8 protein-coding genes and 1 pseudogene are annotated in these 12,753 nt (G+C 69.2%); 6 read left to right on the plus strand and 3 right to left on the minus strand.

All coding sequences use genetic code 11. The annotated features are described in order from the left end of the window. The first annotated feature begins 83 nt into the window (after nt 1-83). Nucleotides 84-1,421 (plus strand): RNA polymerase sigma factor, encoded by a 1,338-nt coding sequence (locus J9611_RS17515; RefSeq protein ID WP_211882036.1) that lies wholly within the window; start codon nt 84-86, stop codon nt 1,419-1,421. Between the two features lie 211 nt (nt 1,422-1,632). Here J9611_RS17515 and J9611_RS22060 read toward each other — a convergent pair whose 3' ends face one another. Next, on the minus strand, nt 1,633-1,854 hold the full coding sequence (locus J9611_RS22060; protein ID WP_136323239.1) for a DUF7455 domain-containing protein: 222 nt from the start codon (nt 1,852-1,854) through the stop codon (nt 1,633-1,635). Nucleotides 1,855-2,112: 258 nt separating this feature from the next. Between J9611_RS22060 and J9611_RS17520 the strand changes: the two genes are divergently transcribed. Beyond that, complete coding sequence (locus tag J9611_RS17520; RefSeq protein WP_211882037.1) at nt 2,113-4,221, plus strand: DNA gyrase/topoisomerase IV subunit B; 2,109 nt, start codon at nt 2,113-2,115, stop codon at nt 4,219-4,221. Between the two features lie 87 nt (nt 4,222-4,308). Here J9611_RS17520 and J9611_RS17525 read toward each other — a convergent pair whose 3' ends face one another. Continuing rightward, entirely contained in the window at nt 4,309-5,298 is a 990-nt protein-coding gene (locus tag J9611_RS17525) for a M56 family metallopeptidase (protein WP_211882039.1), read from the minus strand. Between the two features lie 6 nt (nt 5,299-5,304). After that, nucleotides 5,305-5,691 carry a BlaI/MecI/CopY family transcriptional regulator gene (locus J9611_RS17530; RefSeq protein WP_211882042.1) on the minus strand — a complete coding sequence of 129 codons (387 nt, stop codon included), beginning with the start codon at nt 5,689-5,691 and terminating at the stop codon, nt 5,305-5,307. Between the two features lie 294 nt (nt 5,692-5,985). On the opposite strand from J9611_RS17530, the gene J9611_RS17535 reads away from it, so the two are divergent. From J9611_RS17535 to J9611_RS17550, 4 genes and pseudogenes are all read left to right on the plus strand, one after another. After that, complete coding sequence (locus J9611_RS17535; protein ID WP_211882044.1) at nt 5,986-7,584, plus strand: cytochrome ubiquinol oxidase subunit I; 1,599 nt, start codon at nt 5,986-5,988, stop codon at nt 7,582-7,584. 65 nt (nt 7,585-7,649) lie between these two features. Next, nucleotides 7,650-8,699 (plus strand): cytochrome d ubiquinol oxidase subunit II, encoded by a 1,050-nt coding sequence (gene cydB, locus J9611_RS17540; RefSeq protein ID WP_211882046.1) that lies wholly within the window; start codon nt 7,650-7,652, stop codon nt 8,697-8,699. A 6-nt stretch (nt 8,700-8,705) separates the two neighbouring features. Further along, nucleotides 8,706-12,275 (plus strand): thiol reductant ABC exporter subunit CydD, encoded by a 3,570-nt coding sequence (cydD, locus tag J9611_RS17545; protein WP_211882048.1) that lies wholly within the window; start codon nt 8,706-8,708, stop codon nt 12,273-12,275. Nucleotides 12,276-12,427: 152 nt separating this feature from the next. Beyond that, a pseudogene (locus tag J9611_RS17550) lies at nt 12,428-12,753 on the plus strand (hypothetical protein); the annotation flags it as partial.

Consider the following 12,753-nt stretch of genomic DNA (forward strand, 5'->3'; position numbering starts at 1 on the left):
CTGATGTGAAACACGGACTTGACAGGGTCATAGTGGTGTTGCCCGTATGGTGATTCCACAGACCGCCGCTAGAAAGGTTTTCTGTGACCCCGTCTTCCGCGAAGAAGGAACCCGCCGACCAGGCCGTATTGTCCCCCGAGGATAAGAAGGCGGCGACGAACGCCAAGCGCGCCGCCACCCGTGCAGCCAACAAGGCTGTCAAAGACGCAACTGGTCCCGAGGGCGGCGATACCGCATCGGCAGCCGGCAAGCCTGAGCCCAAGAAGCGCGGGCCCAAGCCCGGCGCCAAAGCAGCGGCAGAAGCCGCCACCAGGTCCGCCCGGGGCGGTACCGACGACGATGCCGACGAGGTCGAAGAGGACCTCGATGAGCTGACTCCCGGCGCCGCCGAACTCGGAGAAGACGGCGAAGAGACCGCCGGCAAGGCCGCAGCCACCACCGGCTCCGGCTTTGTCTACTCCGATGCCGACGACGACGACGCCCCCGTGCAGCAGGTCATGTCCGCCGGCGCCACGGCGGACCCGGTCAAGGACTACCTGAAGCAGATCGGCAAGGTCGCCCTGCTGAACGCTGAACAGGAAGTGGACCTGGCCCTGCGCATCGAGGCCGGCCTCTTTGCCGAGGAAAAGATCAACGCCGACGACGGAACCATGGATCCGAAGCTGAAGCGCGAACTCGAATTCGTCATCCACGACGGCAAGCGTGCCAAGAACCACCTGCTCGAGGCCAACCTCCGTCTGGTCGTTTCCCTGGCCAAGCGCTACACCGGGCGAGGCATGCTGTTCCTGGACCTGATCCAGGAAGGAAACCTGGGCCTGATCCGTGCAGTCGAAAAGTTCGACTACACCAAGGGCTTCAAGTTCTCCACCTACGCCACCTGGTGGATCCGCCAGGCCATCACCCGCGCCATGGCCGACCAGGCCCGCACCATCCGCATCCCGGTGCACATGGTGGAAGTCATCAACAAGCTGGCGCGCGTGCAGCGCCAGATGCTGCAGGACCTCGGCCGTGAACCCACCCCCGAGGAGCTGGCCCTCGAGCTGGACATGACGCCGGAGAAGGTCGTGGAGGTCCAGAAGTACGGCCGCGAGCCGATCTCCCTGCACACGCCGCTGGGCGAGGACGGTGACTCCGAATTCGGCGACCTCATCGAGGACTCCGAGGCCGTGGTTCCGGCGGATGCCGTGAGCTTCACCCTGTTGCAGGAACAGCTGCACTCGGTCCTGGATACGCTTTCGGAACGTGAAGCCGGTGTCGTGGCGATGCGCTTCGGCCTGACCGACGGACAGCCGAAGACCTTAGACGAAATCGGCAAGGTCTATGGCGTCACGCGTGAGCGGATCCGCCAGATCGAATCCAAGACGATGTCCAAGCTGCGGCACCCGTCACGGTCACAGGTACTGCGCGACTACCTGGACTAAGAGTCCGACCGCCAGCAGCAAAGGCCTCCACCGGATGACTTCCGCGGAGGCCTTTGCCGTTCCCGGCCCGCCGGTCCTTCGCGCCGCGCGGATTCCCTGTGTCGCCCGGTAATTTGCGGGGCGCTGGCGCATAGCGGCGCCGCGGGGTGCCGTCATACAAAACAGGGCCCCTCCGAAACGGAGGGGCCCTGGCCTGCTAAGCGTAAAAGAACTAGTCGACGGGTACCGGCGCCTTCTCCTGAAGACGGGCCGTCTCGTCGTGCCAGTCTGAGCTGAGGGGCCTGAGAGTCGGTTCTACGGCGCGTGCGTGGTGGCCGCAGAAAAGAAGCTCACCTCCGGAGGCACCAAGAACAACCCGGACATATGCCTGTGCTCCGCAACGATCGCACCGGTCAACGGTGGTTAGTGTGCGGTCCGCAACTGCTGTGGTCATTTTCGGCCTCCTTGTAGATCGTTACCTCCATATAACCAGCATTCGCAGCGAAACCATCGCCCGGATGGGACACTTTCGCTGTCCGCGTATCACGTCTCGGTAACGGCATCTCGTACGTCCAGGTATCGGCATCCCGGCCGGCCGGCCGGCCGGGGCGGTGGTGCGGCGGAGGGCGGCGGCCCGACTACCCTAGGAAGAGCGTCAAATTCCCGGACCGTCCGATGGTGACTGTCCCGTTCCTGAAGGAGTTCACGACCCGTGGCACCCAGTTCTGATTACACCGCCCGGCATCTCTCCGTGCTGGAGGGCCTTGAGGCCGTCCGCAAACGCCCCGGCATGTACATCGGCTCCACGGACTCCCGCGGGCTCATGCACTGCCTCTGGGAGATCATTGACAACTCGGTCGACGAGGCCCTCGCAGGCTTCGGCCATGACATCAAGATCATCCTGCATGCTGACAACTCGGTGGAGATCCACGACGACGGCCGCGGCGTGCCGGTGGACATCGAGCCCAAGACCGGGCTGAGCGGCGTCGAGGTAGTCTTCACCAAACTCCATGCCGGCGGCAAGTTCGGCGGCGGCTCCTACACCGCCTCGGGGGGCCTGCACGGCGTCGGCGCCTCCGTGGTGAACGCCCTCTCCGCCCGGCTGGACGTCGAGGTGGACCGCGGCGGCAAGACCTACAAGATGTCCTTCCGGCGCGGCGAACCCGGCCGCTTCAAGGACACCGGCAGCAAGCCTGACCCGGCCTCCGTGTTCGAGCCCTTCGTCGACGGCTCGGTCCTGGATGTCGTGGGCAAAGCCAAGCGCGGCGTCACCGGCACCCGGATCCGCTACTGGGCGGACCGGCAGATCTTCACCCCGGACGCGAAATTTTCCTATGACGAGCTTGCCGCCCGGGCCCGCCAGACCTCCTTCCTCGTCCCCGGACTGAAGCTCACGGTCCGGGACGACCGGAAGCTCGCCGGAACCCCGGGCGAGTCCGGGCCGCACACGGAGGTCTTCCACCACGACGGCGGCATCTCCGAATTCGTGGACTTCCTCGCCGCCGATCCGGCCGTCACGGACATCTGGCGCCTGCACGGCGCCGGCAAGTTCAAGGAGACCGTTCCGGTCATCGACGAAAAGGGCCACAGCCAGCTGGCCGAGGTCGAACGGGACTGCGAGGTCGACGTCGCGCTGCGTTGGGGAATCGGCTACGACAGCACGGTGCGCAGCTTCGTCAACATCATCTCCACGCCCAAGGGCGGGACGCACCAGTCCGGCTTCGAGCAGGCGCTCCTCAAGACGTTCCGCAAAGCCGTGGAAACCAACGCCCGCAAGCTGAAGGCCGGCAACGACAAGATCGAAAAGGACGACATCTTCGCCGGCCTCACCGCGGTGCTGACTGTCCGGCTTGCCGAGCCGCAGTTCGAGGGCCAGACCAAGGAAATCCTGGGCACCTCCGCCGTCCGCGCCATCGTGGCCAAGGTGGTGGAGCACGAGATCAACGCCAAGCTGACCTCGGCCAACCGCAATGACAAGGCCCAGTCGGCGCTGCTGCTGGAAAAGATCGTCAGCGAGATGAAGTCCCGTATCTCGGCCCGCGTCCACAAGGAAACCCAGCGCCGCAAGAACGCGCTGGAGACCTCCTCCATGCCCACCAAGCTGGCGGACTGCCGCACGGACGACGTCGCCCGCTCCGAGCTGTTCATCGTGGAAGGCGACTCCGCGCTCGGTACGGCGAAGCTGGCACGCTCCTCGGACTTCCAGGCGCTGCTGCCCATCCGCGGAAAGATCCTGAACGTCCAGAAGGCCTCGGTGGGGGACATGCTCTCCAACGCCGAATGTGCCGCCCTCATCCAGGTGGTGGGGGCCGGCTCCGGCCGGAGCTTCGACATCGGCGCGGCCCGCTACGGCAAGGTGATCCTCATGACGGACGCCGACGTCGACGGCGCCCACATCCGGACCCTGCTCCTGACGCTGTTCTTCCGGTACATGCGTCCGATGATCGATCAGGGGCGGGTCTTTGCCGCCGTCCCGCCGCTGCACCGGGTGGAGGTCATCAACGCCGGCCAGAAGGCCAACGACATGGTCTACACCTACTCCGAGGCGGAACTGCACGTGCTGCTGGCCCGGCTGGCCAAGGAAGGCAAGCGGTACAAGGAACCCATCCAGCGCTACAAGGGCCTGGGCGAGATGGACGCGGGGCAGCTGGCCGAGACGACGATGGACCCACGGCACCGCACCCTGCGCAAGGTCGGGATCGAGAACGCGAAACAGGCCGAGGACACCTTCGACCTGCTGATGGGCTCCGACGTCGCACCGCGCAAGGACTTCATCATCGCCGGCGCCGCCAGCCTGGACCGGGAGCGGATCGACGCCTGACCCCTCGGCAGGCTGCCTGCCGTCTCCGCACCGCCCCCCGTCTCCAGCCGCCCCGTGCGGCGGTGCGGGTTGAGGCTCGGCGGAGGTTCAGCCGAGCAGGCCCGGAACAATGAGCAGCGCCGTCGGCAGTGCGAGCAGCAGCAGGCAAACGGCAAGAACCACGGCGCGCAGCCCTTTCGGCAGAGGAGGCTGCGGGGAGAGCAAGCGGCTGACGCGGGAGGCCGTGGTGCGGGCCGAGCCGGCCCCGCCGGTGGCGCCGGGCTGGCCGGAATCGATGTCGTTCAGCTCGGGCTGGCTGAACGCCATCGGGCCCGCGGGGGTGCCGGGAGAGCCGCTGGCCACGATGGCGATGGCCCTGATCAGGGTGGCCCTGCTTTCTGTCCGCAGCGCGACGTCGTCGGCGAGCATCTCGATCAGCGAGCTGACGGCCTCCTGTGCCAGCCGGGTGGTGGGAAGCCACGGCAGGGCCTGGCGCCAGGCGGCGAAGGCCCACAGCAGCAGATGGTGGCGCTGGCTGAGGTGGGCGTTTTCGTGGATCAGCACGGCCCGCAGTTCCGCGGGTTCGAGGGCCGCCATCAGCCCGTCGGAGAGCACCGTCACGGAGCGCGCGCCGCCGGGAAGGCAGTAGGCGACCGGGGAGTCCAGATTGATCACCATGGTCCCGGGGCCGTCGGCCGAGGGGGAGGCAAGCAGGTCCAGCAGCTCCCGGTGCCGCCGCCGTTGCCGCTGGATCTTGTAATACGTCAGCAGCAGGGTGAAGACGAGATGGGCGGTCAGGAGCGCCGCGGCGGAGAGGGCGAAGATGTGCCAGAAGCCCAGCTCCGTGGTGGGCGCATTGATGAAGACCATTCCGGCCAGGGCCTTCAGCCCCGCCAGCAGGTTGTCCCCGACGGGCTCCAGCCCGTAGACCAGCATGGCGCCGATCATGGACAGGCCACCGGCCAAGGCGATCGCCTGCCAGAGCAGCATCGCCGTGAACGGGGACTGCGCCGTCCAGTGGGCGCGCGAAAGAAGGATAGGTACCGGCCAGGCCAGTACTATCGCCAGGACCGCCAGAAAATATGAGGTCCAGAACATCGGGCGCTAGCTGCGGCCCAGCAGTTTGCGCAATGTCTCCGCTTCAGTGTCCGTGACGGAACCAATGAACCGTGCCAGCACCGCCTCGCGGTCCGGAGCGGACCCCAGTACCTCGTGCATGAGCTCCGCGGTGTGGTCTGCCCGGCTCGAGACGGCCTGGTAGCGGTGCGGGCGGGTGCCGCGTTCGCGTTCGACCAGGCCCTTCCGCTCCAGGCGGGAGAGCACGGTGAGCACGGTGGTGACGGCCAGGTCCTTGCCTTCATGTCCGGCGCTGCCGTCCTCGGACCGGGTGCTTTGCGCGAGCCGGTCCCGCAGCGTATTGGCCGTGGCGGCCTCTTGGCCTGCCCAGAGCAGATCCATCACTGCCCGTTCCAGTTCACCGAGACTTGCCATTCCGTACGTCCTTCTTTGCTGGCCGCCCCGTCCGGCACTTCTGTCGTGCCGGGGCGGCATGTGGTTGCTTCGATTTCAAATTTACCGTGTTTTGCGCATTCTTTCTACATGAGGTAGAACATGACCGCTCCGGCGTGTCGGGGCATCCAGGGCGGCGCGGCACGCCGATTGCGGGGCGCGGCACCCCGTGGGAGTCTGGATGCGGGAATGCGCCGATTTGTTCTACACTGTGTAGAAGTTTTATTTCTACGTCACGTAGAAATTGCTCACGCCTAGCCAAAAGTAGGGACTGCCTTGGACGCCTTGGAAATCGCACGCTGGCAATTCGGAATCACCACCGTCTACCACTTCATGATGGTGCCGCTCACGATCGGCCTCGGCCTGGTCGTGGCCGTGATCCAGGCACTGTGGTACCGCACCGGCAAGCCGGAGTACCTCCGGATGACCAAGTTCTGGGGCAAGCTCTTCCTGATCAACTTCATCATGGGCGTCGCCACCGGGATCGTGCAGGAATTCCAGTTCGGGATGGCGTGGAGCGAATACAGCCGCTTCGTCGGCGATGTCTTCGGCGCGCCGCTGGCCCTGGAGGCACTGCTGGCGTTCTTCGTGGAATCCACCTTCCTGGGCCTCTGGATCTTCGGCTGGAAACAGCTCAAGCGCGGCGTCCACCTCGCCTGCCTCTGGATCGCCGTGATCGGCTCCGTGTTCTCCGCCTACTTCATCATCGTCGCCAACAGCTGGATGCAGCACCCCGTCGGCGTCGAAATGATCAACGGACGGCCCGTCATGACCGACGCATGGGCCGTCTTCACCAACAACACCGCCCTCGTCGCGGTCCCGCACACCCTTTTCGGCGCCCTCGCCGTCGCCGGCGCCTTCCTCCTCGGCATCGCCTGGTACCACCTGTGGCGCCGCCGCCATGACGGCATCGACACCGTCGACGCCGTCGGCAGGGTCATCCCCGGCGAAGCCGCCATCCCCGGACGGGACCGCGCCGACCACGCCGTCTGGATCCGCTCCCTGCGGATCGGCGCCGTCGTCGCCATGATTTCCTTTGCCGGCACCGCCATCACCGGTGACCTCCAGGGCAAGCTCATGTTCGAACAGCAGCCGATGAAAATGGCCGCCGCAGAGGCGGCCTGCCACGACGGCACCGGCTTCTCCGTGCTCAGCGTGGGCAACGTCGGCTCCAAGAACTGCGACGACGTCGTGGCCGTGATCGAGGTCCCGGGCATCCTGTCCTTCCTGGCCAAGGGCGACTTCAGCACCGAGGTCAAGGGCGTGAACAGCCTGCTGGACCAGTACAAGGCCGACTACGGCACCCACCTGCCGGACAACCCCATCTACGGGGACCGGGCCGGGCAGGAGATCCAGTACGTGCCGGTCATGGAAGTCACCTACTGGGGCTTCCGGATGATGATCGGTTTCGGCGGAATCGCAGCCCTCGCCGCGCTCGTGGCGCTCTGGGCCACCCGCAAGGGAACGGTCCCGGCCTCCCGTGGCCTCATGCGCGTGGCCGTGTTCGGCATCCTGGCGCCGTTCGGGGCCAACGCCGCCGGCTGGATCTTCACGGAGATGGGCCGCCAGCCCTTCGTCGTCGCCCCGAACCCGGATCCCAGCGGCATCGACCAGGTCTTCATGTTCACCGCCGCGGCCGTTTCCCCGGGGGTCTCCGCGGGCGAGCTCCTGACCTCCCTGGTGGTGCTGACCGCCGTCTATGCCGTGCTGCTGGTGGTCGAGGTCAGGCTCCTGGTCAAGTACATCCGTGGCGGCGTGGTGTCGGCGATGCCGGAACTGGTGCACGCCCCCGCGGACGAAAACGAGGACGCCACCGGCGGCGGCGGACCCGGCAAGCCCGGGGCCGGCGACGACGTCCTGGCCTTCGCCTACTAAGCATTCGACCACTTAGCATTCGCCACCAGGCATTCGACAACCAAGAAGCGCAGAGGATTCTCAGCATGGAACTGCTACCCACCATCTGGTTCATTGTCATCGCGGTGCTGTGGACGGGCTATCTCTTTCTCGAGGGCTTTGACCTCGGCGTCGGCATGCTGATGAAGGGCTTCGCCCGGAACAACACCGAACGCCGCGTCCTGCTCAACACGATCGGCCCGGTCTGGGACGGCAACGAGGTCTGGCTCATCACCGCGGGGGCCGCCACCTTCGCGGCCTTCCCGCTCTGGTACGCGTCCCTGTTTTCCGCCCTCTACCTCCCGCTGCTGCTGGTCCTCGTGGCCCTCATCTTCCGCGCCGTGGCCTTCGAATACCGCGGCAAGGTGGACACCCCTCGGTGGCGCGCCCGCTGGGACTGGGCTATCGCCCTCGGCTCCCTCGTGACGGCCTTCGGCATCGGCGCCGCGCTGGCACTGAGCACTACGGGACTGCCGCTGAATGCCAACGGTGACCGCGAGGGCGGCCCGTTCGCCTGGTTCAACGCCTACGCCGTGCTCGGCGGCCTCGCCGTCGTCGGATTCTCCCTCCTGCACGGGCTCGCCTTCCTGGCGTTGAAGACCGACGGCGACGTCCGCCACCGGGCACGCCGCTGGTTCGTCCGGCTGCTGCCGGTGCTGCTCCTGCCGATGGCGGGCTGGGCCGTGAGCCTGCAGCTGCTCAGCGGCAAGGCCTGGACCGTGGCCGCCGTCGTGGCCGCGGTCGTTGCCGCCGCCGTCGCCTGGGCCTTCGCCCGCAAGGGTGCGGAGGGCCGCGCATTCCTGTCTTTGGGCGTCTTCCTCCTGCTCGGCAGCGCCTCGATCTTCGGCGCGGCGTTCCCGGTAGTGCTGCCGTCGACGCTGGACCCGGCGTTCAACCTGACGATCTCCAACGCCTCCTCCTCGAACTACACGCTGGGACTGATGAGCATAGTCGCCTGCATCGGGCTGCCGCTGGTACTGGCCTACCAGGCGTGGACCTACTGGGTGTTCCGGCGCCGCGTGAGCGCCGCGCACATCCCCGAGGCCCACAGCTTCCTTCCCGCGATCGCCGCCAAAGCGCTGGCACCCAAGGACTGACACCCGATGAGACCGCAGTTCCCGGCCAGCCCCGCGGCCCGTTCCGCCCTCTACCTGCTCGGCCTGCTCGCCGCCCTCAAGGCGTTCGCCCTGGTCCTGATGGGCCAGGCGGTCGCGGCGATGCTCGCCGGGATGATGGCCCCCGGCCCCGCGTGGAGCGGACAGCCGGCCTGGGACGGCCCCCTGGGCTGGGGCCTGGCCGGCGTGGTCCTGCGGTCCCTGACCGTCTGGGCGCAGGCCGTCGCGTCCCGCCGTGCCGCGCTGGGCGTGAAGGAGGAGCTGCGCTCCCGGCTGCTGGAGCGGGCCCTGCGCAACGGGACCCGCGCCGCGGGCCCGTCCGACGGCGGCCTCGCCGTCCTGGCCACGCGCGGACTGGACGCCCTGGACTCCTATTACACCCAGTTCCTGCCCGCGCTGGTGAACTGCGCTGCGATCCCGCTGCTGCTCGGGGCGCGGATACTCTTCGCCGACTGGATCAGCGCCGCGGTGATCGTGCTGACCGTGCCGCTCGTGCCATTGTTCATGGTGCTGATCGGGCGCTACACCGAAGAGCGGGTCAAGGAGGCGCAGTCCGCGCTGGCCCGGCTGTCCGGCCACATGCTGGAGCTCGCCAAGGGCCTGCCCGTCCTGGTGGGCCTGGGCCGCGCCACGGCCCAGCGGAAAGCCCTCGAGGACATCTCCGAGGAGTACCGCGTCAGGACCATGGGGACCCTGCGCACGGCGTTCCTCTCCGCCCTGGCGCTGGAACTCATCGCCACCATCTCGGTGGCCGTGGTGGCCGTCTTCATCGGTGTCCGGCTGGTCAACGGCGACATGGCCCTCGAGGCCGGGCTGCTGGCGCTGATCCTGGCCCCCGACTGCTACCTTCCGCTCCGGGAGCTCGGCACCGCCCACCACGCGAGCGACGACGGCCGGGCCGCGCTCGCCGAAACCACCGCGGTCCTCGACGCACCCGAACCCGCGGCCCTGGAACCCGCGCAACTGGGACCCGCGTCCCCGGGACCCGTCGGCCCCCGGAACGCCGTGCCTGGCCGGGCCGCCCGGCCTCCCGCCGTCGTCGTGAGCGGACTGACGGTCCGCTACGGCGGCAGGACGGACGCCGCCGTCGGGCCGCTCAGCTTCAGCGCCGAGCAGGGCCGGATCACCGCCCTGGACGGAGCCAGCGGAGCCGGCAAGAGCACCGTGCTCGGCGTGCTGGCCGGCACCATCGGGGCAGGGGGCGGCACCGCCGTCAGTGGACGGCTCGAAGGCTTCACGAGGGCGGACATCGCCTGGGTCCCGCAGCATCCGGTGATGGTTGCCCCGACGGTGCTGGACGAGATCCGGCTGTACCTGGGCGACGCCGGTTCCGCTGCAGCCGCGGCGGGCTCCGGTGCGGCAGCGGACACCGCGGCGTACCGCTGCCTGGCCGCCTGCGCCGCGGACCACCTGGCGGCCAAGCACCCAGCCGAGCTCAGCCCGGGGGAGTTGCGCCGGGTGGCGCTGGCCCGCGGGCTGGCCCGGATCGAGGCCGGCGCCACAGTGCTGCTGCTCGATGAACCCACCGCCCACCTGGACCGGGAGTCCGCCGCCGCCGTCAGCCGCGCCATCGCGGCCCTGCGCGGCAAGGCCACCGTGCTGCTCGTGGCCCACGACCGCACGACCCGGGAGTTGGCGGACGAAATCGTGCCCGTCGCGGCCGGCGACCAGCTGCGCGAAAACCGGCCCGAACACCTGCCCGGGCCGCGGCCGCTGGCCGAAGCCGTCGCACTGGCGGCAGTCGAGGCCGTCACGGTCCAGCCCTCCGGGAGCAGCGGGGCCGGCTCACCGCGTCCCGGCAGCACCCCAGAAGAAACCTCCGCCAGCACAACAACACAGCTGCGCCGCCTGCTGGCCCCCGTTGCGGCAAAGTTCGCCGCCGCCGGTGCCGTGGGCACCCTGGCCGCCCTCTTCGCCGTCGCACTGGCCGGACTCTCCGGCTGGCTGATCATCCGCGCCAGCGAACAGCCGCCCATCCTGTACCTGCTCACCGCGATCGTGGGAGTGCGGTTCTTCGGCATCGGGCGCGCGGCCCTGCGCTACGCCGAACGGCTGCTGCTGCACGACGCGGTCTTCTCGGCCCTGACCCGGCTCCGCGGCCGGCTCTGGGGATCCCTGAGCCGCCGCGCCCTGTCCCTGCGCAGGCTCCTGCAGGGCGGCAACGTCCTCGGGACGGTCGTGGACGACGTCGACACGGTCCGGGAACTGCTGCCCCGCGTGGTCCTTCCGCCGCTGACAGCCGTGGCCGTTGCGACTGCCGCGGTTGTCGGGATCGGGGTGCTGCTGCCGACGGCGCTCCCGGCCCTGGCCGTCGCCGCGCTGGTCAGCCTCGTCGCGGCGCCGGCGCTGGCGCTGGCGGCGGACCGGATGTCCGCCCGCACCGAACAGTGCCTCCGCTCCGGGGTCCTGCGGGACGTGGCGGCCGCGCTGGACGCCAGGGCCGAACTGCACGCCAACGGAGTCTCCGCCCCGGTCCTGGCCGCCATCGGCCGGGCCGACCGCTCCGCGACCGCGGCCTCGCAGCGTTCCGCGTGGGCCGAAGGGCTCGGCCAGGGACTCACGGTGCTGGCCTGCGGGGCGGCGGCCCTCGCCAGCGCCGTGCTCGCCGCGCCGCTGGCCCTCGGCGGCGCCGTGGAACCGGGGACCGTCGCCGTCGTTGTCCTGCTGCAGCTTGCCCTCGTGGAGCCCTACGCGGCGACCACGACGGCGGTCCGCCAGTATCCGGCGCTTCGTGCGGTGCTGCGACGGATCGGTGCCGCCGGAGTCCTGGAGCGCGGCACGGACGCCGGCCCCGAGCCGGTGTACGGCGGCCTGGAGCCGGTGGCGGCACGGCCCGGCGGGACGCCGGGGATCGAACTGGTGGACCTCGCGGCCGCCTGGCCCGGCGGCGACGCCGTCTTTGAGGGGCTCACCGCGTCCGCCGGCCCCGGGCGCTGGCTCGCCGTGACCGGGGCGTCCGGGTCAGGGAAATCCACCCTGTTGGCCGTGGTCCTGGGATTCCTGCCGGCACGCAGCGGCCGGATCCTCCTCAGCGGCAGGGCCGCGTGGTGCCCGCAGGAGGCGCACCTGTTCGACTCCACCATCCGCGGAAACCTCATGCTGGGCCTGCCGGGTACGCCGGACACGCCGGAGGCCGGCGTTGCCGACGGCCGCGGAGCCGCGCCATCGGATGGCGCGATTGAGACCGCAAGGGCCGCAGTGGAGGCCCGGATGGGGGAGGCCCTGGCCGCCGTCGGACTCGGACCGCTGCTGGAGCGGCTCGTGGACGGGCTGGACACGAGAATCGGCCCGGGGGGCGCGTTTCTCAGCGGCGGGGAGCGGCAGCGCCTGGCCGTCGCCCGCACCCTGATGACCGGGGCGGATGTGATCCTGCTCGATGAACCCACGGCGCACCTGGACGCGGAGTCCGGCCGGGCCATGCTCGCCGAACTGCGGCACGGGCTCCGTGACCGGACCGTGATCCTTGTGACGCACAACCCGGAGGACATCGCCCCCGAAGACGACCTCCTGGACCTGGACCATGCCGCCGGGATGGTGCCGGTTCCGGCGCGGGGGTAAGCCTGCGCCTGGCCTGTTCCCGGCAACTCTCCCCGGCGGCCGACGCAACGACGCCGGACCAATCGTGCCCGATGCCGGGCACCGCCGGGCTCATAATGTCGGGCCTGCGACCCCTGCCTAAGAATGTCATAGCCCTTCTTTAGAGTTGGTTCATGGAAGCCACCAGGGAGTTCGTTTCGTTCGCGGAGGACGGGCAGGAAACACAGCCTGCCCTGGGCCGTGCCCTGGGCTCGCTCCGGACGGCGGCCACGACGGCCGTGGATGATGCCGCGGGCTTCGGATTCGCCGAGGCGGCGGGCTTCGCCGGCGAGGTGGAGGAACTCTCGCGGACCGTGGAGTATCTGCAGCTCGTCGCGGCCGGGGCGGTGGACCGGGCCAGGAAACTGCCGGCCCCCACGGGCACCACGTCGTGGGCCACCGGGTGGCGGGACAGCCCCGTCGACAGCTCCGGCGGCAGCCCGGGCGGCGCCGACGCTTC

The organism is Pseudarthrobacter albicanus, from assembly GCF_018224015.1.
Taxonomy (GTDB): Bacteria; Actinomycetota; Actinomycetes; order Actinomycetales; family Micrococcaceae; genus Arthrobacter; species Arthrobacter albicanus.

What these genes read in the sequence shown, in the direction of transcription:
- cydB (WP_211882046.1), top strand. Translation starts at nt 7,650, where the DNA reads ATGGAACTGCTACCCACCATCTGGTTCATTGTCATCGCGGTGCTGTGG.
- cydD (WP_211882048.1), top strand. Translation starts at nt 8,706, where the DNA reads ATGAGACCGCAGTTCCCGGCCAGCCCCGCGGCCCGTTCCGCCCTCTAC.
- J9611_RS17525 (WP_211882039.1), bottom strand. Translation starts at nt 5,298, where the DNA reads ATGTTCTGGACCTCATATTTTCTGGCGGTCCTGGCGATAGTACTGGCC.
- J9611_RS22060 (WP_136323239.1), bottom strand. Translation starts at nt 1,854, where the DNA reads ATGACCACAGCAGTTGCGGACCGCACACTAACCACCGTTGACCGGTGC.
- J9611_RS17530 (WP_211882042.1), bottom strand. Translation starts at nt 5,691, where the DNA reads ATGGCAAGTCTCGGTGAACTGGAACGGGCAGTGATGGATCTGCTCTGG.